The 18149-nt window shown below is 72.7% G+C and carries 20 protein-coding genes; 9 read left to right on the top strand and 11 right to left on the bottom strand.

Going from position 1 to position 18149, the window contains the following annotated elements; genetic code table 11:
* Window positions 1-2: 2 nt before the first annotated feature.
* From P3T41_RS01335 to P3T41_RS01320, 4 genes are all read left to right on the top strand, one after another.
* Window positions 3-230 carry a hypothetical protein gene (locus P3T41_RS01335; RefSeq protein ID WP_280687040.1) on the top strand — a complete coding sequence of 76 codons (228 nt, stop codon included), beginning with the start codon at window positions 3-5 and terminating at the stop codon, window positions 228-230.
* Window positions 211-537 (top strand): hypothetical protein, encoded by a 327-nt coding sequence (locus P3T41_RS01330; RefSeq protein ID WP_280687039.1) that lies wholly within the window; start codon window positions 211-213, stop codon window positions 535-537. Before P3T41_RS01335 ends, P3T41_RS01330 begins: the two co-directional genes overlap by 20 nt.
* Window positions 538-1154: 617 nt before the next feature.
* On the top strand, window positions 1155-1697 hold the full coding sequence (locus tag P3T41_RS01325) for a hypothetical protein (RefSeq protein WP_280687038.1): 543 nt from the start codon (window positions 1155-1157) through the stop codon (window positions 1695-1697).
* A 160-nt stretch (window positions 1698-1857) separates the two neighbouring features.
* On the top strand, window positions 1858-2196 hold the full coding sequence (locus P3T41_RS01320) for a DUF1801 domain-containing protein (RefSeq protein ID WP_280687037.1): 339 nt from the start codon (window positions 1858-1860) through the stop codon (window positions 2194-2196).
* An 86-nt stretch (window positions 2197-2282) separates the two neighbouring features.
* Here P3T41_RS01320 and P3T41_RS01315 read toward each other — a convergent pair whose 3' ends face one another.
* Window positions 2283-3284: a hypothetical protein gene (locus P3T41_RS01315; protein ID WP_280687036.1), complete on the bottom strand. Its 1002-nt coding sequence runs from the start codon at window positions 3282-3284 to the stop codon at window positions 2283-2285.
* 195 nt (window positions 3285-3479) lie between these two features.
* Between P3T41_RS01315 and P3T41_RS01310 the strand changes: the two genes are divergently transcribed.
* The gene (locus tag P3T41_RS01310; protein ID WP_280687316.1) at window positions 3480-4436 is read left to right on the top strand and encodes a LysR family transcriptional regulator; all 957 of its coding nucleotides are present in this window, start codon (window positions 3480-3482) and stop codon (window positions 4434-4436) included.
* 114 nt (window positions 4437-4550) lie between these two features.
* Here P3T41_RS01310 and P3T41_RS01305 read toward each other — a convergent pair whose 3' ends face one another.
* The 4 genes from P3T41_RS01305 to P3T41_RS01290 form a co-directional block, all read right to left on the bottom strand.
* Window positions 4551-5825: an amidase domain-containing protein gene (locus tag P3T41_RS01305; protein ID WP_280687035.1), complete on the bottom strand. Its 1275-nt coding sequence runs from the start codon at window positions 5823-5825 to the stop codon at window positions 4551-4553.
* A 7-nt stretch (window positions 5826-5832) separates the two neighbouring features.
* Window positions 5833-6150 carry a type VII secretion target gene (locus P3T41_RS01300; protein ID WP_280687034.1) on the bottom strand — a complete coding sequence of 106 codons (318 nt, stop codon included), beginning with the start codon at window positions 6148-6150 and terminating at the stop codon, window positions 5833-5835.
* 86 nt (window positions 6151-6236) lie between these two features.
* Window positions 6237-6662: a hypothetical protein gene (locus P3T41_RS01295; protein WP_280687033.1), complete on the bottom strand. Its 426-nt coding sequence runs from the start codon at window positions 6660-6662 to the stop codon at window positions 6237-6239.
* A 259-nt stretch (window positions 6663-6921) separates the two neighbouring features.
* Window positions 6922-8247, bottom strand: coding sequence for a DUF4157 domain-containing protein (locus tag P3T41_RS01290; RefSeq protein WP_280687032.1), 1326 nt, complete (start codon window positions 8245-8247; stop codon window positions 6922-6924).
* Window positions 8248-8471: 224 nt separating this feature from the next.
* Here P3T41_RS01290 and P3T41_RS01285 point away from each other — a divergent pair, with 224 nt between their 5' ends.
* Both P3T41_RS01285 and P3T41_RS01280 read left to right on the top strand, forming a co-directional pair.
* Window positions 8472-9104, top strand: coding sequence for a hypothetical protein (locus P3T41_RS01285; RefSeq protein ID WP_280687031.1), 633 nt, complete (start codon window positions 8472-8474; stop codon window positions 9102-9104).
* A gap of 54 nt (window positions 9105-9158) precedes the next feature.
* Window positions 9159-10118 carry a MerR family transcriptional regulator gene (locus P3T41_RS01280; protein WP_280687030.1) on the top strand — a complete coding sequence of 320 codons (960 nt, stop codon included), beginning with the start codon at window positions 9159-9161 and terminating at the stop codon, window positions 10116-10118.
* Here P3T41_RS01280 and P3T41_RS01275 read toward each other — a convergent pair.
* Together P3T41_RS01275 and P3T41_RS01270 are read right to left on the bottom strand one after the other, a co-directional pair.
* The gene (locus P3T41_RS01275) at window positions 10115-10999 is read right to left on the bottom strand and encodes a type 1 glutamine amidotransferase domain-containing protein (protein ID WP_280687029.1); all 885 of its coding nucleotides are present in this window, start codon (window positions 10997-10999) and stop codon (window positions 10115-10117) included. The two genes, P3T41_RS01280 and P3T41_RS01275, sit on opposite strands and share 4 nt — an antisense overlap.
* 55 nt (window positions 11000-11054) lie before the next feature.
* Entirely contained in the window at window positions 11055-12434 is a 1380-nt protein-coding gene (locus tag P3T41_RS01270; RefSeq protein WP_280687028.1) for a hydrolase, read from the bottom strand.
* A 366-nt stretch (window positions 12435-12800) separates the two neighbouring features.
* Between P3T41_RS01270 and P3T41_RS01265 the strand changes: the two genes are divergently transcribed.
* Together P3T41_RS01265 and ybaK are read left to right on the top strand one after the other, a co-directional pair.
* The gene (locus P3T41_RS01265) at window positions 12801-13529 is read left to right on the top strand and encodes an LON peptidase substrate-binding domain-containing protein (RefSeq protein ID WP_280687027.1); all 729 of its coding nucleotides are present in this window, start codon (window positions 12801-12803) and stop codon (window positions 13527-13529) included.
* A gap of 64 nt (window positions 13530-13593) precedes the next feature.
* Window positions 13594-14094, top strand: coding sequence for a Cys-tRNA(Pro) deacylase (gene ybaK / locus P3T41_RS01260; protein WP_280687026.1), 501 nt, complete (start codon window positions 13594-13596; stop codon window positions 14092-14094).
* Here the strand turns inward: ybaK and P3T41_RS01255 are convergent.
* The 4 genes from P3T41_RS01255 to P3T41_RS01240 all read right to left on the bottom strand — a co-directional run bounded on the left by P3T41_RS01255 (window position 14047) and on the right by P3T41_RS01240 (window position 18053).
* Window positions 14047-14931, bottom strand: coding sequence for a hypothetical protein (locus P3T41_RS01255; RefSeq protein ID WP_280687025.1), 885 nt, complete (start codon window positions 14929-14931; stop codon window positions 14047-14049). The genes ybaK and P3T41_RS01255 overlap by 48 nt on opposite strands.
* 36 nt (window positions 14932-14967) lie before the next feature.
* Entirely contained in the window at window positions 14968-15762 is a 795-nt protein-coding gene (locus P3T41_RS01250; RefSeq protein WP_280687315.1) for an ABC transporter permease, read from the bottom strand.
* Between the two features lie 5 nt (window positions 15763-15767).
* Window positions 15768-16661, bottom strand: coding sequence for an ABC transporter ATP-binding protein (locus P3T41_RS01245; protein WP_280687314.1), 894 nt, complete (start codon window positions 16659-16661; stop codon window positions 15768-15770).
* A 186-nt stretch (window positions 16662-16847) separates the two neighbouring features.
* Window positions 16848-18053: an NYN domain-containing protein gene (locus tag P3T41_RS01240; protein ID WP_280687024.1), complete on the bottom strand. Its 1206-nt coding sequence runs from the start codon at window positions 18051-18053 to the stop codon at window positions 16848-16850.
* Between the last annotated feature and the right edge of the window lie 96 nt (window positions 18054-18149).

The raw sequence follows: 18149 nt of genomic DNA, 5'->3' as shown, positions 1-18149 counted from the left end.
CCATGACCGCAAGACTCGACCCCTCCGAGCAGCGCGCCGTCACCTCCGCCGCCGCCCTCACCGCCATCCTCACCGAGGCCGACATCACCATCCCCTCCCTCGGCGTGGACTGGCCCACCATCACCGGCCACTACCTCGTCACCCTCGGCCGGGTCCGCCCCGACGTGGCCGACGAGTTGACCGCCCTGCTCCGCGACGGCCTGAACGCCCGTGCCCAGCACCAGCGTTGAGTCCCCCGAGGACCGCGCCTGCCGCGAGCAGCGCGAAGCCGCCGAACTCGCCGTCGCCGCCCTGGTGGACGCCCTCGCGCTGGCCGGACTTCCGCCGCTGGTGGCCCTGGAGGGCGGCGCCCGGATCACCATCACGCCCGCCGGGGCGCACATCGAGATCGGCGGTTGCGGCGTCCGCACGCTCACCGCGATCACCGACCACATCGCCGCTCACGCGCACTGCACGGGCCGGGTCCTCCGGGGTTCCGTCGTGCCCACTGGGCTGGCCGAACTGCCCTCTCTGCGCGAGGAACTGAGCCACCCGTGAAGAAGAGCGTCATGACCCTGCACGTCTACCGGATCACCGCCACCGGCCGGCGCATCAAGCTCTCCTCCCGCCGGATCCGGTCTGACGAGCCGGACACCCGCCCGCTCCCCGACGTGTGGCCACGCTGCCGCTGCCGTCGGTGCGAGCGCCCAGCCTCATCTCCCGTCAGCGCCGTGGGAGGGACAGGGCTATGAGGCGACGTAGCCAAGGAATGGCAGATGTGGCGCCAGAGAGAACGGTTTCAGCCGAAACCGGTTGGTGCAGAAGTTATTGATGAGATGCCAGGGATTAAGCAGGCGAGACGCGGGGCCGCACCGGCGTCCCCGACTTGGGCCCTGACTGCCGTCGTCAGGCCCTGGTGGGTGGCACTGCCGGGTCGGCCGGCCCGGTCAACCGGACCCGGCTGCCGGAGGTCGGGCTCCAGGTGGCAACGGCGGGCAGCCGGGCAGCGGCTGTGTGTCCGGGAATCTCCGGTGAACTTCCGCCTCCCCTAGCACAAGCGTTCTCCAGCCTCGACCATCGGACCGGGCCGGCCACCAACACACCGCCTGCCCCCATGCCCCCAAGGGCATGGCCGTTGCCGGCCTTTGTGGGCTGGATGAAACACGGGGGAAGCCATGCCCAAGCTGTTGAAGACACCCAAGCTCCGCCGCACCATAGCCATGGCCGCCGCCGTGCTGACCATCGCCGGCGGTGCCACCCTCACCACCGCCGGCACAGCCAACGCGAACGTCGGCGGCGAGCAATGTGGCCCCTCTCAGGGCCCCTGGTGGGGCTGGACCCTGCAACCCTGCGTCGATGAGGTCTCCCCCGGCGTGTACTACAGCAGGGTCCTCATGATGGGTGGCAGCACCGACGTGCGCGTCTACACCGGCGTCTACGACAAGTGCAACGGCGTCACCTACGGCATTCCCGGTGACTCGCCCGCCAACGACATCTTCCCGGGCACAGCCTGGTTCTACAGCTACCAAACCCCCTACATCAACTGCTCCCAAGGTGTGTGGGGCATCGCGCGGGTCGCTGACGACGGGATCGGAGCTTCTTGGGCTCCGGCCTTGGCGCCGTGCGGTGTTCCGTCGAGCGCTGCCCGAGGCGCCTCTAGGGGTCGCGGTAGTCGTCGAAGTTGTCATGCCTCGACACTAGCGTCTACATCTGTGTAGACAGTACCGGTGTCGCGTGTCTGCAGATGCCGATCACGGCATCGATCACCGCGTGGGTGCCGCACTCCACCCGTGCCTACCGTGAGTGGCGGCGCGGCGCAGCTCCCGGGGTCCGCTGATGAGGCGGCGTTCCGGGTGAGGCACGACAACAATGGATCACATGGACGCCGTGCAGGGGTACATCGACGGGATCGCTCTCGAACACCGCCCTCTCTTCGATCGGGTGAGCGGCCTGATCCTGGAGGCGTTCCCGGAGGCGGGCCTGGTGCTGTCATACGGGATGCCGACCTACCGAGTTGGAAAGCGCAAGCTTCATGTCGGCGCCTGGCAGCACGGTGTCTCGATCTACGGGTGGGGCAAGGACCGCGATGCGGGCTTCAGCTCCCGACACCCCACGCTCGTGAGCGGGAAGGGGACCATTCGGCTGCGGTCCCAGGACGCGGTAGTGATCACCGATGACGAGCTGCGCGATCTCATCCGCGCCACACTGAAAGCCTGAGCGAACCTGCCGTCGCGGCGGACCCAGCCTCGTCAACGCCGCGTGTTCCGGGGGATCGGGTGAGGCCCGGATGCCGCTGGGAGCCGCTACTGACCGTGATGACGACTGCGGCCAGGTGACTCCCCGTCAGGTGGCCGAGGGGCCGGCCGTTCCAGGCCGCGGGTGCTCGCCACCACCGCGTACCCGAGCAGCCCGAGGCCCAGCACCGTGGGCAGGCCCCACAGCAGACCGGCCTGCTCCAGCGAGGCCGAGTCCGCCAGCACCGGCCGCAGCGGCGAGTCACCGCCCGGCAGGTAGAACGCACTGACCGGGGCGCCCTCGGGTGCCGGGCAGGAGCCGGTGGTGCGCAGCGGCTCGATGCCGCCCGGCAGGTCCAGGTAGCACTGGCGGTAGTGGGTGCCGTGGCTGCCGATCTCGGAGTCCTCGTAGGCGATGTGGACGGTCCCGTGGGTGCCGAGCGCCATCACCGCCACCGCCCCCGCGGACGCGGTCGCGTAACAGAGCGCGAGGGCGCCCAGCACGTAGGCGACCTTCACTGCGCGCGGCGCGGTCCGCCTGCCGTAGACCAGCCGGCGCACCGGCAGGAACCAGCCGACGATCAGTCCGATACCGCCGATCACGATGCCGATGCCCAGGTCCACGAAGCCCAGCAGCGCCTGGACGATGACCAGCAGCAGCACCAGCGCCCAGCCCAGCACCGCCCGCCTCGGGGTGCGCGGGCGCAGCGGTTTGCGCTCCCGCTCTTCCAGCGCCTTGCGGTCGCCGAGCGCCGAGCGCGTCAACCCGTTGTCCGGGTCCAGGTGGCCGAGGCCGCGTTGCTTCAACTGCTCGCGCAGCACCGACCCGGGCCGATGGCTCGCCATCCGCCACGCCTCGCCCACCCGCGCCACGTCCGCGGTGCCGGGCTGCTCGCCCGGGTAGCAGTCGGTGAAGCAGAGCAGCACGCTGCGGATCTGCGAGACGCCGTACTTGCTGCGGCTCAACTGGTAGAGCCGATCGAGGTCGAACCCGACCTTGGTGAGCTCCCTGCGCTGCTCCTTCGTCAACGCCGGAAGCCCAGGTGAGCGCCAGTCCTGTGGATCGTCCATGGTGTCCCCCGTTCGCCTGTCGGGCGGACCATACCGCACGGCGCTCACAGGGTGTTCGTGCGTTCGACGCGTCCACAGGTCCATCACTTCCGGATCCCCTGACGGGACAGCGGCACACCGACAACCCGCCTGTCGCATATCTGATTACTATGCGATTCGACTGCTCAAGCAGTGCGAGGACCCGGGGGCGTGCGCGTGGAGCTGGAGCTTCGACACCTACAGGCTCTGTGCGCGATCGCGGACGCGGGGAGCCTGGGCCGGGCCGCGGCCGAGTCGGGGTACTCGCAGCAGACGATGAGCACGCAACTGCGCAGGATCGAACTCCACTTCGGCGAGCCGCTGTTCGAGCGCAACGCTGCGGGCGTGCGGCCGACCAGGTTCGGTGTGGAGGTGGTCGCGCGGGCCCGGGACGTGCTGGCCCGGGTCGAGGCCATCGGACGGGGCCCGGTCGAGGACGCGGCGCCGCGACCCGTGTTGCGGCTGGCCGCCACCAACTCCCCGATCCTGTCGGGCATGGTCGGACGCCTGCGGACCGAACTGCCTGATCTGGTACTGACGGTGAGCAGCGTGTACCGGTCCTCCCAGATCGTCGAGCTCCTGGAGACGGGCATGCTCGACGCCGCCATCGGCGTGGACTACCCGGGTCTGGAGCTGCGGCACTCCATCGCCATCGAGCATCGCGGGATCGTCACCGAGCCCTCGTTCGTGGCCCTGCCCGCCGGGCACCGGCTGAAGCACCGCACGGCGGTCGAGCTCGCCGACCTGGCCGAGGACCCCTGGTTCCTCACCCCCGACGACGGTGCCGGCTGGCCCGGCGTCTTCTACGCGGCCTGCGCGGCGGTCGGCTTCGCGCCGGCGATGGTGCACGAGTTCCTCGGCGACCGGCTCCAACTGCTGGACATGATCGCCGACGGCCTCGGCGTCTCGCTGGTGCAGGCGACGACCCGGACGATCCCCGGCGTCATCGTCCGGCCCCTGATCGGCACGCCCGTCTGGTGCCGCTACCTGCTGGCCTGGCGCAAGGAGAGCGTGGCCGAGGACGTGGCGGCGACGCTCTTCGGCGCGGCCGCCGCCTCGTACCGGGACCTGATAGCGCGGTCGCCGCACTTCAAGACGTGGGCGGCGCGGACCTACCGCGGGACGCTTCCGTAACGGCACTGCCACGCGTGTTGAGGCGAGGACAGGTCAATCGCTGTGCCCGGCCGCACTGTTCGGCGCAGCCGCGGTGAGAGGTCGTGCGGTGCGGGGTGGAATCGGAACTCGCGGTCAGTACCAGTTCGGTTGGGGGCGGACGAAGAGCACGTTCTGCTGCCCCTCGGCCCGGACCTCGTGCTCGGTGCGTCCGTCCAGGCTGACGTTGAGCCGCGGATCGGAGTGCTGGGTGTAGCGGACGTCGCCGTCCGGGGTGACGGCGGTGACGATCGCGGTGTGGTGGATCTGGCCCTGCGGGAGGCTGGGGTCCTGGTTGTTGTTCTCCTGGAAGAAGACGAGGTCACCCGGCTTCACCTGATCCTGTGTCACCTCCTGGCCGCCGTTGCCGGTCAGGAAGTCGTGCAGGTTCTGCGCGGCGCTCCAGCTGTCGCTGTGCTCCTGCCCGGCGATGAAGCCCAGGCCGAAGTCCCAGCCGCTCTGGCCGGCGATGCTCTGGTTCCAGCCGTTCGAGTCGTACGTGTTCCAGCCCTTGTACTGCATCCCGGCCTCGTGCAGCGCGTTCGAGGTGAAGTTGGTGCAGTTGTCCTCGCCGCTCACGTCCCCGTGGCCGTCGTTCCAGTGCGCCTGCGCGTACTGCACGAACGCCACCCGGTCGTACTTGCCGTCCGTGCCGTGCAGTTCGGCCTTGACGTCGTCGGGGATGCCGGGCAGGCCGGCGATGGCGACCGGTTCGGAGAGCATGAACTGGTGCTGCTGGAGCGGGGTGAGGCCGTTCCACCAGTCGGTGACCAGTTGCGGATTGTCACCGCTCGGGATGTCGCCCTGGTAGGCGGCGAGTTCGACGTTGGAGGCCTCGCCCTGGATCTGGTCCAGGGCCTGACCCAGGTCCGTCACATTGGTGTCGTTGCCCAACTTGGCGAGCTCGGCGGCCACTTGCTGGTCGGCCTGCGCGGCCTCGCCCAGCGCCTCGACGAGCAGCCCGTTGACTTCGGCGAGCGCGTCGCGGTTGTCGGGCGAGTCGGCTCCGCCGGGCGGGATGCTGGCACCCGCGCCTTCGAGGTCGACCGACAGGTTGAACTGCTGGGCGAGGGCCAGTGCGCGGTTGAGCGTGCTCTGGGCGTACTCGATGCTGTGGGTCAGGCCGTGCAGCACCATCGCCACACCACGCATGATGTCGGAGGCGGCCTCCAGCGCGTCGGCCTGGCCGGAGAGCTTCTGACCGGCCGCCTGGCCGACCGCGTCCTGCCAGTGGTCGCCGAGCGGGCCGACGCCCTGCGCGTGCAGGTCGTTGGAGGCATCGGTCGCCTCCTGGGCGGCGAGCATCCAGCCGTCGGCGGCCGTCATCCACTGCGTGGGGTCGGCCTGTTGCAGGTCCGCGAGGGTGATCATGGCGGCCTCAGCTCGCGTTCAGGTCGGCGACCGCCTGCTGGAAGCGGCGGCCCGCCTCGGCGTCGGCCGCGTCATAGGAGTTGGCAGACTGGTTCAACTGGTCGGAGTAGGCCCGCAGTTGGCCGACGATGTCGTTCAGCCGAGCCTGCCAGTTGGTGGCGCAGGTGGTCAGCGCCGAGGAGGACTGCCAGGCGGGCTGCGCCTGAGCCACCGTCAGGCTGTCGTCCAGCAGGTGGTCGGCGGTCGGCGAGGCCTGGTCGGAAATCGCGCGCACCGCCCTGGCCGTGCCACGCACGCCGTCGGGATGGACCTGGATGTCATTCATTTCTTTCGCGCTCCCCCGTCATCCACCGGCGGCGAGCCACCCCCGGTGGCAGGATACTAGCGCGTGCCCGGGCCCGTGGTCTGCACTCAATCGCAGGCGTACGGAGCCAAGTTGCCCGGCATGAAGTCCTGGTGCACCGCCAGCACGTCGACCAGCAGCAGCACCACCGCGACCAGCAGCAGCAGCGCCAACAGCGCCGTCCCGAGGCCGACCCCGGCACTACCGTCGCGTGGGGAGCGGACCAGCGCCCACACCGCGACCGCCGCACCCGCCAGGGTCAGCAGCAGCGCCGCAGCGCTCGCCACGCTGGCGAGCGCCGGCACCCCCGCGACGTGGTGGCAGTGCGCGAGCACCTGGGTCACCTGCTGGTCGTAGACGTGCGCCTCGAAGGACAGCCCGGCGACCCCCAGCGCGAGCAACCCGAAGACCACCGCGATCCGCCGTCCGAACCGCCCGGCCCCTGCCTCGGCGGCGGGCGAGCGAAGTCCCTGCTGTGCCGGCCTGTCGTTCATGTCAGTTCCCCCTCGTGAGGCGCGCCACGTGCCTTCAACCTGGGGAATTGTACGGACGGACGGGAGTAGTGCGCCCACCAGGGCCACGGTGTCCGCTAGGGCCTGTACGGCGGATCTTTCCGGGCCCGCGACGCCGGGCATCCCGGCTGGACGCACGCCCGAATCGCCCAAGTACGTCCAGTACGAGGACGACTCGGGCGCACGCCCAGCCGGGCGCCCAACGCCGCGGGCTCATCCGAAAAGATCCGCCGTACAGGCCCTAGGCCACGTTCGGGTTGGCGGGCCGCTCCCCGCCCGCCGCCACGCGGGGACCCCTGCCGCGCCTTCCGATGACGACCGTCTTCATGGTGACCTGGGGGTAGTGCGGGCTGTAGTAACCGCCGGTCCAGTAGTCGTGGAACGATGACGTCGAGCCGACGGTGTACGTCCCGGGCTCCGGGGCGGTCTGCCCGCTGCCGGCGAATGCCTCCATGGTCACGGTGTCGTCGCCGTCGACCCCCACGACCGCCGCCGCGTGGTACTGCGACATGACCGTTTCGCCCGGGTTCATGGCGACCATGACGTAGGCCTGGCCGACGACCGGAGCTGCCCGGCGGTCCGGCTCCCCGTCGAAAGCATCCGCACGCTCGCGGTTCAACTCGTCCGACGTACCGAAGGGCAAGGTTCCGCCGGTCGTGCGGATGTTGCTGTTCAGAGCGCCGTCCTTCAGTTCTCCCACGGCGTTGTGCATGATCTCCTCCGCGGTGTGGAGGCAGTCGTCGAAGATCTCCCTGGCGAGCTGGTACTCCCGGTAGTTCCCGGTACCGAAGAAGTCCTGCGGCTGCGCGCGCGTCGGCCGCAGGGCCGGGGAGATGCTCGCGGCCGGCGCTCCGACGTGCACCCAGATCGAGGTGGGGGTATGGGCAGCGACCGCGAACAGCCCGCCCGCCGAAACCGTCATGGCTTGCTGGGCCTGGGAGTTCTGGTTCGCCCAGCGCTGGACCGCCTGCCCCGGGGCCTGCTCGGCCGCCCGCGCCTCGTTCTCGGCCTGCCGGGTCGTCGGCACCGGGCCGGTCAACACGCGGCGTGCGGTGCTCTCCGCCTCCCGCTCGAAGCGGTCGGCGGGGTCGGACACCCGGAGGCCGGCTCCGTTGTCGGTGCCGGCCACCGGCCCCTGGCGCTGCTGGATGACGTGGGTGAGCTCGTGGGCCAGGGTGTGCTTGTCGGCACCGCCCTCGCCGATGACCACGTGCTGGCCGGCGGTGTAGGCGCGAGCGCCGATGGCGGCCGCGGACGCCCTCGCGGCGCTGTCGTCGTGGATGCGGACATCGGAGAAGTCGGCGTCGAGACGGCTCTCCATCTCGGCGCGCGTGCTGTCGTCGAGCGGCCGTCCGTTGGTTCGCAGGACGTCCTGGACCTCTGCGCGCTGCACCGCCGCCGGCTCGCCGGGGTGCCCGGCCTTGCGAAGCATCTGCACGACGGCGGAGTTCCCGACGGTCGACTGCAGGCGCTGGAGACCCGGGAGTTGCCCGCCCTGGGCGGCTTTGCGGACCGCCGGAGCGGCCTCCTCCTTGTCGGTGCCCCTGGTGTTGGCGTGGTCCCGCACAGTGCCCCCTTCCGGCGTAGGAGTACGTCTCCTCCTGGATACTCGGGAACGGGGCGCGGACGTCAGGTCCGCAGGGGTAGATTGCACCGGCTGTGAGGGCAGACCGCAGGGACCACGAGGGCATCTTCGCCCGCGACGGCCAGGACCTCGTCCAGCCGGCGGCGAGGCCCGGCCGGGCGGCCGGCCACCGCACGTCGAGCCCCGACCTGGAGGATTGCGAAACCATGGCGACTGACAACGACCGAGCCGCCGAGTCCCGCGCGCACCTGTTCGCCCGGCTGGAGGACGTGGTGCGAGGCGGCTTCGAGAGTCGCCAGGACATCCTCGACCGCGTCGAGGAAGACGTGGAGGACGAGTTCGGTGAGCTCGATGCCGACGACCTGGCCGACCTGGTCGCCGAGTTGGAGGCACACGTCAGGCGACTCTGGGACGACCAGCGCGCCCGCGAGGCGAGTTGGCGCGAGCCGACCACGAACGACGCCATCGACCAGGCCTTCGCCGAGCTGAACGCACGCGGCATCGTCGCGTTGCAGAACGCGGGCTACACCATGTCCGACGGCTGGTGCGAGGTGAACGAGATCGCCACCGAGCGCCGCACCCCGCCGCGCGGGGCGGTCTTCTACCACGGCCAGGATTTCGAACGCGCCGTCGGAGGCGGCGGGTTGCTGCTGGCGTTCGGTGCCTACGAGGACGACGACGCGAAGCGTGACGCGGCGAGTGCCGCCATAGCCCGCGAGGCCTGCGAGACGCTCGCCCGCCACGGCGTGGCGACGAAGTGGAACGGCTCGGTCACCTCGCGCGTCTCGATCCTCCCCTTCGAGTGGCGCAAGCGCTGCCGCCCGCACACCGCCCGCTGAGCGCGCGGCCCGGCGCTTGCGTCTCCCCCAGGGGGAGGCGCGAGAGTTGGGCCCATGGACGGCGACACGCTCTACTCGATCGGCGATCTGGCCCAACGGACCGGACTGACGGTCAAGGCCATCAGGTTCTACGCGAACCGTGGCATCGTGCCACCGACCGACCGCAGCCCGGCCGGCTACCGGCGCTACGACACCGACGCCGTCGCACGCCTGGACCTCGTACGGACCCTGCGCGACCTCGGCCTCGACCTGCCCACGATCCGCAAGGTGCTGGATCGTGAGCTCTCGCTCCCCGAGGTCGCCGCCGCGCACGCCGAGGCACTCGCGGTGCAGATCCGCACGCTGCGCCTGCGGCACGCGGTGCTCACGGCGGTGGCCGAACGCGGGTCGACCCCGGAGGAGATGGATCTCATGCACAAGCTGGCCAAGCTCTCGGCGGACGAACGTCGGCGTCTGATCGGCGAGTTCCTCGACGCCGTCTTCGGCGACCTGGACGCCGCTCCCGAATTCGCCGGGATCAGCCGGACGATGACTCCCGAACTGCCCGACCACCCCGAGACCGACCAGGTCGCGGCCTGGGTGGAACTGGCCGAGCTCGCCCAGGACCCGCACTTTCGCGCCGCCGTGCGGCGCATCGCCGGGCACCACGCGGCCGACCGCGCCCGGGACGGCGCCGTGGGCCCGCGTCGCGATCCCGCCTCAGTGGTCCGCGACCTGGCCGGCCCTGCGTTGGCGGCCGGCACCGACCCGCAGTCGGCGCAGGCCGATCCGGTGGTCGCGGCGGTCGTGGCCCACTACGCGCACGTCCTCGGCCACCCCGACGATGTCGGGCTCCGGGAACGACTGTTGGCCAGGCTGGAGGCCGCGAACGACCGACGGTGGGAGCAGTACCTCCAGCTGCTCGCGGTGATCAACGGCTGGCCCGCCCCGGACAGCCTGGCGCCCGCACTCGACTGGTTCATCCCGGCCCTGCGCGCCCGGGTGCAGGAGTGCTGGTCGGGCATCCCGAACTAGGCCCCGCCCGTCGCCAGCAACGCCGCGAACGCCGTCGCGAAGGCGTGCACGTCGCCCGGCCAGCGGGCGGAGACGTAGTGGCCGTCGCGCACCACGAAGGACGGACGGTCGTCAGCCGCGCTGTCCCGGTGGCGACCGTCGGACTTCAGCCCGGCGTGCGGGGTGCCGGGTGGCACGTCGAGGAAGTCGGCGGGGGTGGCCAGCGCCCTGGTCACCTCCTGCTGGACGGACATGTAGCCGTCGGGCTCGCCGGGCTCCTCGCGGTACGTCCGGTAGTAGTCCGGGTCCCAGAAGCGGGTGCGGCGGGCCACCGACCAGGCGCGGCGCTCCAGGCTCCAGGTCAGGGCGGTGGTGCGACGGCCGTGCAGCACCGAGCGCCCGGTGGCGGGGTCGATGCTGCGGGCGGCGAGCAGGACGCCGTGGCAGATCGCGGCGACCGGCAGTTCGCGTCGGAAGGCGTCGACCACCAGGTGCTGGAGGATCTCGCTCTCCAGGTAGGCGCGCATGCCGCGGGCTCGGTGGCCGCCCGGCAGCAGCAGCCCGTCGATCCCGGCCGCCCCGTCCGCCGCGTCGAGGCCGGCCTGCTCCCAGCTCAGCGGCGCCCGGAAGGCCGGGTCCCGCTCCAGTGCCCGGTACGCCGTCAGCGCGTCCTGGCCGGCCCGCAGCACCCGGCCCACCAGGACCAGGCGTTCCAGCCCCGGCACCCGGCTCCAGAGATCGAGGCCGCGACCGGTGACCATCAGCTCGTCGGCGCTCGCGGGGCGGCCGTCCGGGGTGGCGAACAGCACCCGGTGGCCCGACCCGGTCAGGATCTGCCAGGGGACGGCCACCTCGGAGGGGTCGAAGTCCCGGGTCGGGAGCGGGATGAGCACGGTGGCCACGGCGGGGTACGCCTTTCGCTGGGGGTCGGGACGGGTGGGCCCCAGCTAACTCCACCTACCGCACGAACCGGACGTCAGGGTAGGCGGCCGAGGGCTGGTCGAGCAGGTGGTCGTCCTGGCCACGCAGCCAGCGGTCGAAGAACGCGCCGAGATAGGCCCGTTGAGCGGCCACGGCACGCTGGGGTGCGATCGTCCCGAGGGTGCCGGTGACAGTGGCCGGCGGCAGGTTCAGCTGCCGCGCGAGCTGCGGCAGCATCGATTCCTTGTCGGTGTAGGTCGTCTCGGTGGCACCGTTGAGCGTCAAGTCCCGGTGCCAGCCGGTGCTGTGCTGCCACAGGGCGCCCCAGGACGGGTTGGTGTGGTGGTCGTCGCCCTGACTGCCCATCAGCAGCATCGGACGGTCCAGCCCGTCGGTGGCGGCCGTGCCGGGATTGGCGGGATCGGTGTCGTCCCCGACGTAGCCGAGGACGCCGTCCAGGTCGGCGGCGGCCTTGATCCGCGGGTCGTCGTGCATCGCCTGGGCCGCGGTGAAGCCGCCGCCGGACTGGCCGAACATGCCGATCCGGTGGGGATCGAGGGCGCCCGCGAGGCCACAGGGCAGCTGCCGCCGCTCGACGTCCGGGTTGTGCCCGGCGGCCAGCGCGTCCAGCTGGTCGAGCACGAAGCGGGTGTCGGCCACCCGGACCGCGACCAGCTTGCGCAGCAGGGCGGCGAGCTTGGCGGGGTCGTTCCCGACACCGGCGGCCTGCTGGGCCAGCACGCCGGTGACGACGCGGCCGCCGGGGAACTCCACCGCCGGCGCCTCGTAGGTGTGGTCGATGGTCACCACGAGGTAGCCGCGGGAGGCGAGGTCGTCGGCCAGCGTGCTGTTCAGCGCGGCGGGGTCGCCGGCCCCGGGCGAGTAGAGCACCACCGGGAGCGGACCGCCGCGCCGGTCCACCGGCGCGTCCTGGTGGGCGTAGCTGCGGGTGGCCGCCCAGTCGACCTGGTCGAGCGGGATGCCGTCCGCGTTCAGGTACTGCGCGGGGAAGGCGGCCGCCACGCCGGGCGGCAGCTGCGGGGCGAGCGGGTGGCGAGCGGTGTCCCGGGCGGGGTAGCGGATGGTGACCATCAGCTCGCGGAAGGGCTGGGCGGCGACCCACGGGTCGGCGCGGGAGTCGTCGACCAGATGGAGCGAGACGGTGCCGACCTGGTGCGACCCGGTGGGCGCCGGCAGCACCGCCCGGGCACCTTGCCGGGGGGCAGCCGCTGGAGCGGCAGCCGAGGCGTCGGCGACCGGCCCGGCGGCAGCGAGCCCGGCCGACGCGACCACACCGACGGCGGCCAGCAGGGCCGAGGCGAGCAGCAACCGTGGCCGCCCCGTACGACCGGCGGGTACGGCAGCGACGGCAGACCCGGTAGCGCTCCCCCGGGCGGACTGGCTGGTGCTGTGCATGGCGTAACTCCCCTTGCTGGTAAGCGTTTGCGAGCGGTCCCCGCCGGTGGCAGCAGACTCCCGCGCCCGCGCACCCGCACGACAGCGTGGCAGCACCCCGACCGCAGGTGGTGCCAGCACGAGTCGGCCTCGGCGAACCCGGCGGCACGCGTCCGCCACCGGTGCCGCCCGGCCGTACCCGGATCTCGGCCATGACAGCGAAGACCTCGGACTTCACCGTGCTGGCGAACGACGGTCCGGCAGGCGCGCCGGGACGCCCCGCCGGCCGGGGGCCGCGCACCGCTCCGCACCTGATCCGGGGCGCGGACCGGCCCCGGGATCACTCCCGGCGTCAGGCTGACAGTGCGGGCGGATACGCTGTGCGCCGTGACAGAACGGCTGCCGATCTTCCCGCTCAACGCCGTGCTCTACCCCGGGCTGGTGCTCCCGCTGCACGTGTTCGAGGACCGCTACCGCCAGCTGGTGGCCGATCTGCTGGCCGGTCCCGAGGACCAGCCGCGGCGGTTCGGAGTGCTGGCGATCAAGGACGGGCGCGAGATGACGCCGGTGACCGAGAGCGACGAACCGGCCGGACCGCTGGGCGGGCTCGGCACGGCGAGCGGCGACCCGCTGGAGGCACTGCACCAGATCGGCTGCGTGGCCGACGTGGCCTCGGTGACACCGCAGGCGGACGGACGGTACGAGCTGCTGATCACCGGGACCACCCGGTTCCGGCTGCGCGAGGTGGACACCGGCGGCCCGTACCTGGTCGGGCAGTGCGAGCTGATCGAGGAACGGCTGGGCAACGGGGCGGGCGCCCTGGCGGGCGGGGTCGAGCGGGCCTTCCGGGTGTACCAGAAGCGGCTGGCCGGGGCCCGGCAGGCGAGCCTGAGCGGTGAGCAGGAGCTGCCGGACGACCCGCAGGTGCTCTCCTACCTGGTGGCGGCCGCGTCCGTGCTGGAGGTCCCCGTCAAGCAGCGGCTGCTGGCCTGCCCGGACACCGCGACCCGGCTGAGCACCGAGCTGGAGCTGCTGCGCCGCGAGGCCGCGCTGCTGGCCTGGCTGCCCTCGGTGCCGGCGGCGGAGCTGACCCGGCAGGCGTTCAGCCCGAACTGAACCGAGGCCCGAACCGGGCCCAGCCCGAACCGAACCGAACCGAACCGACGGGAGTCACCGACGGATGGCGAAGAAGAGCGGCAGCAACGGCGGCAAGGGCACCCCTGCCACGGTGGCCCTGGAGTCGGCGGGCGTCCCGTTCACCGTGCACGCCTACCAGCACGACCCGGCCGCCGCCTCCTACGGCGGCGAGGCGGCCGCGGCCCTCGGGGTGGACCCGAGCCGGGTGTTCAAGACGCTGGTCGCCGAGGTGGACGGCGCGCTCACGGTGGGCGTGGTGCCGGTGGCCGGGCAGTTGGACCTGAAGGCGCTGGCGGCGGCCATGGGCGGCAAGCGGGCCGCGATGGCCGACCCGGCGGCAGCCGAGCGCAGCAGCGGGTACGTGCGCGGCGGGATCTCGCCGCTCGGGCAGCGCAAGGCGCTGCCCACCGTGCTGGACACCGGCGCGCTGGCCCACCCGACGATCTACGTCTCGGCGGGCCGGCGCGGCCTGGAGGTGGAGCTGGCGCCCGCCGACCTACTGCGTCTGACGGGCGCTGTCAGCGCCCTGATCAGCCGAGCCTGAGCCGGCCGGGCTGGAGCTGGCCGGGCTGGACTTGGCCGGGCTTGCGGAGCCGCCCCGGGAGGACGGCGGCGGGACCACCGGGGCGCCGGCCGCGTCCGAGCCGGGCGCGGTGGCCGGGTCGGACGGAGCTGACGGCACGTCAGCAGCGGGAGCCGGCGGCGCCAGCTCGTCCACCGGACCACCCGCCGACGGCACCGTCGGCCCGGCCCAGTACGGCGGCGGGTCCTGCTCACGCTTGCCGAAGGCGGCCGTCAGCGCGAGCAGCACCACCAGGGCGGCCATCGGCCAGGCCAGCAGCGCGCCCTTGGCGCCCAGGTCGAGCGCCTCGCTGAAGGTGTGCCCGTCACCGACCTGCTTGGCGTGGGCGACGATGTCGCTGGTCGGGCCGAGCGCGATGCCGAGCCACATGGCGATCAGCGATCCGACCAGCCCGCCGGCCGTGAGCCCGGCGGCCACCACGATGCCGCCGCCGCGCCGGCGGGTGTAGAGGAACGCGGCCAGCGCCGTGACCAGCCCGAAGCCGAGGCCGAGCAGTACGAAGGTGCCGTCCGCACCGGCCCGCTGCTCGCCCTCCGGGTCCACGTACAGCACGCTCTGACCGTGCACCACCAGCGGCACCTCCGGCGCCAGCCAGTACCACATCGCCGCCATCAGCACGCCGAGGACCAGGCAGGCGCCGAAGATCGGGGCGCCGACCCGGAGCTCGGGCGACAGCCGGGCCCAGCGGGCGGCGGGCGACGGGTGCGGGTCCGGCAGCGCTTCGCCATCCGCCGGCGGGGCCCACGGCGACGGGGAGTCCGACGACGGAGAGTCCGGGGAACTGTTCGGTACGGTCACGTCACCCATCGTTTCACGCCAACCCCGCGAATCCCGCTAGCGGGTCGTGGCGCGGCGGTAGGACCAGGTGGCGAGCACCAGTGAGAGCACCCCGACACCCGCACAGACGGTCAGGTCGGCCAGCACCAGCGGCCAGTCGGGGTGGCGGGCGAAAGTGGCGGCGAAGGCGTCCACCCCGTAGGTGGAAGGCAGCAGGTCGCGCAGTGCCCGCACCGCCGCCGGCAGGTGGGAGGCGGGCAGCACGCCGAGCAGCAGCGCGGCCGACATGCCCAACTGGCCTGCCATGGTGGCCAGTTCCTGCTTCGGTGCGAGCAGGCCGAGCGTGGCGCCCAGGCCGGAGAGCGCGGCGCCGGCCAGCGGGACCACGGCCAGCAGCACCCAGACGTGGGCCAGCGAGAGCCCGAAGAGCACCGAGCCGAAGGCCGCGGTGACGAGCGCACCGGGCAGCGTGAAGGAGGCGTAGGCGGCGGCCGCGCCGAGCACCACCGAGGCGGCCGGGACCGGCAGCGTCGCGAAGTGGTCCAGGCCACCGGTGGCGCGCAGCTTGCCGAAGTACTGGGCGAGCAGGTTGAGCGCCACGAAGGCGACCACCAGCACGCTGGATCCGGCCACCACCGCGCGCGCCGACGGGTTGTCGCCGCTGTCGACCACCCCGCGCATCATCACCAGGATGCCGACCGACTGGAAGGTGGCCACGAACATCAGCGGGATCCGGGCCACCTTGGCCCGGGCCAGCTGCGCCCGGTAGACCGCCGCCAGGGCGGGCAGCAGCCGGGCGGCGGGGGCCAGCGGGGCGGCGAGCGGGGCGGCCTTGACGGGGGTGGGGGTCAGTACGCTCACTTCGCCAGTCCTTGGTGGCGGCCGCCGAGCCGGAGGTAGACGTCCTCCAGGCTCGGGGTGGCCAGGGTGAAGTCGTCCAGCGCCGCGAAGGCCGGTCCGGTGGTGACGGCGGCGACCAGCTCCCTGGCCTCGTCCGGGGTCGTGCGCAGGGTCCAGCGCCGTCCGGTGCGCTCCGCGCGCTCGGCCAGCCGGGCGACCGCGGCCACCTCCAGCGGCGGCTCGGTGCGCCAGACCAGGTCGAGCCGGACGTCGCCGTCGACCATCGCCTTCAGCCCGCCCGGCGTGTCGCAGGCGATCACCCGGCCCTCGTCCAGCACGGCGACCCGGTCGAGCACCGTCTCGGCCTCGATCACGTTGTGGGTGACCAGCAGCACCGTGGTGCCGCGCTCGGCCCGGCGACGGTCCACCGCCGACCAGACGGCGCGGCGGGCCACCGGGTCCATGCCGGTGGTCGGCTCGTCCAGCACCAGCAGCGGGCGCTCGCCGACCAGGGTGGCCGCGAAGCAGGCCAGCCGGCGCTGGCCGCCGGAGAGCTTGGCCAGCGGACGGGCGGCCAGCGGGGTCAGCCCCAGCTCGGCGAGCACGCCGGCGCTCTCGGCCCGGGCGGCGGCCCTGGTCAGACCGCGCAGCCGACCGGTGGTCTCGGCCGCCAGCGCCACGGTCAGCTCGTCCAGCGCGGTGGACTCCTGCCCCAGGTAGCCGAGCAGCCGGGCGGCCCGGTCCGGGTGACGGACCACGTCGTGGCCGAGGATCTCGACGCTGCCCGCGTCCGGGCGCAGCAGGCCGGTGAGCTGGCGGACCAGCGTCGACTTGCCGGCGCCGTTGGGTCCGAGCAGCCCGAAGATCTCGCCCTGGCGGATCTCCAGGTCGACCCCGTCATTGGCCAGGATCTCGCCGTGGCTCTTGGTGAGGCCCCGGACGGAGCAGCAGGGCAGGGGGGCGTCACTCACGAACGCAGACTCTACGCGTCGACCATGAGGAATCCGGACCAGGGGGCGACCGCCGGCCCACCGGGACCAGGCCGCCCGATCGGCGAGGATCAGTCGATCGGGATCAGGCCGCCCGACCGGCGAGGATCAGTCGTCCACCACGATCAGCTCGCCGCCCGGCACCCGGGTCGCCAGCTCCTTCCAGAAGCCGGCCCGGATCGCGTACCGGTCGTGCTCGTCGATCTGGTCGTCCTTGTGCGCGAGCAGGCCGAACCGGGCCGCGTACCGCAGCAGCTCGCCGTCCACCCGGTGCGGGATCCGCGGGTAGTCCGACCAGAGCATGGTCAACCGCTCGCGATCGCCCAGCCGCTCGGTCCAGCGGCGGGCGAAGACCTGGCCGACCTCGTGCGGGTCGCCGCCGATCGCCGTGATGTCCTCCTCGCGGTCGGCCCAGCGCTGCTCGGCGGTGGTGAGCTGGGCCAGGGTCGGCAACGCGTCACCGGCCGTGGGGGCCTCGGCGGGGCGGTCCACCCAGCCCCGGTCGGAGGACCAGCGCAGCACCGGACCGTTGCCGGCGACGGCGGCGCCCGGCTGCTGCTGGTGCGACTGCGCGGCGGTGCGGCCGGCCAGATCCTTGGGGGTCGGCACCACCTTCAGTGCGGTGGGCGGCAGTTCGGCGGGCTCGGCCGGCGGGGCCGGGGCCTCGGCGGCGGCCGGCGGGGCGGCGGAGGGCGCGGCCGGCGGCGCGGCGAGGATCTTGGCGATCTCCGGGCGCGGCCCGGCCGGCGGGAACGCGAGGGCCGGATCGCGCAGCCGCACCGAACGGGTGATCCACTCGCGGTCCAGCACCCGGCGCTCGTCGGCCTCGCCGACCAGGTCCTCGGACTGGTTGAAGTCCCCGTCGGCGGCCTGCAGCGCCCACAGGTGGACGGCCACCCCGTGCTCCTTGGCGGACATCATGCCGGGCAACAGGTCGCCGTCGCCGGTGACCAGCACCACGTCCGCGCAGGCCCGGTTGCGGGCGAGTTCGGAGAGCTCGGCGTGCATCGCGGCGTCCACGCCCTTCTGCACCCAGCGGCCCTCGGCCCGGGTGAGCGCGCCGAGCCGCACGGTGACCCGGGGCAGCACCCGCAGCCTGCGGTGTTCGGGCATCGGGCGGCGCTCGGGGGCCGCGTCGAACCAGTAGATCCGCAGCAGCGGAAGGCCGGTCTCCTCCTCGGCCCGCTCGCGCAGCGAGGCGATCAGCGCGGTGTGGTCCACCGTCACCCGGGACCTCGCGGACTCACCGGCGAGCAGGCTGGCCGCGGCGCCCAGCAGGTATCCCGCGTCCACCAGGACGACGCAACGGTCCATGAGGTACCCCTCTTCCTGTGCTCTGCCGCTGAGCACGGGCAGTCCGTGCAGTCTGCCCGAGCGAGCCTCACCTGGGCACCCTGCCGGACCGTTGCG

This window comes from Kitasatospora sp. GAS204B, from assembly GCF_029892155.1.
In the GTDB taxonomy this organism is placed as follows: domain Bacteria; phylum Actinomycetota; class Actinomycetes; order Streptomycetales; family Streptomycetaceae; genus Kitasatospora.
The sequence above is the reverse complement of the archived record's forward strand: the minus strand, read 5'-3'. Positions and strand labels throughout refer to the sequence as shown.

What these genes read in the sequence shown, in the direction of transcription:
- P3T41_RS01305 (WP_280687035.1), bottom strand. Translation starts at nt 5,825, where the DNA reads ATGATCACCCTCGCGGACCTGCAACAGGCCGACCCCACGCAGTGGATG.
- P3T41_RS01295 (WP_280687033.1), bottom strand. Translation starts at nt 6,662, where the DNA reads ATGAACGACAGGCCGGCACAGCAGGGACTTCGCTCGCCCGCCGCCGAG.
- P3T41_RS01335 (WP_280687040.1), top strand. Translation starts at nt 3, where the DNA reads ATGACCGCAAGACTCGACCCCTCCGAGCAGCGCGCCGTCACCTCCGCC.
- P3T41_RS01240 (WP_280687024.1), bottom strand. Translation starts at nt 18,053, where the DNA reads ATGGACCGTTGCGTCGTCCTGGTGGACGCGGGATACCTGCTGGGCGCC.
- P3T41_RS01320 (WP_280687037.1), top strand. Translation starts at nt 1,858, where the DNA reads ATGGACGCCGTGCAGGGGTACATCGACGGGATCGCTCTCGAACACCGC.
- P3T41_RS01285 (WP_280687031.1), top strand. Translation starts at nt 8,472, where the DNA reads ATGGCGACTGACAACGACCGAGCCGCCGAGTCCCGCGCGCACCTGTTC.
- P3T41_RS01270 (WP_280687028.1), bottom strand. Translation starts at nt 12,434, where the DNA reads ATGCACAGCACCAGCCAGTCCGCCCGGGGGAGCGCTACCGGGTCTGCC.
- P3T41_RS01300 (WP_280687034.1), bottom strand. Translation starts at nt 6,150, where the DNA reads ATGAATGACATCCAGGTCCATCCCGACGGCGTGCGTGGCACGGCCAGG.
- ybaK (WP_280687026.1), top strand. Translation starts at nt 13,594, where the DNA reads ATGGCGAAGAAGAGCGGCAGCAACGGCGGCAAGGGCACCCCTGCCACG.
- P3T41_RS01280 (WP_280687030.1), top strand. Translation starts at nt 9,159, where the DNA reads ATGGACGGCGACACGCTCTACTCGATCGGCGATCTGGCCCAACGGACC.
- P3T41_RS01325 (WP_280687038.1), top strand. Translation starts at nt 1,155, where the DNA reads ATGCCCAAGCTGTTGAAGACACCCAAGCTCCGCCGCACCATAGCCATG.
- P3T41_RS01315 (WP_280687036.1), bottom strand. Translation starts at nt 3,284, where the DNA reads ATGGACGATCCACAGGACTGGCGCTCACCTGGGCTTCCGGCGTTGACG.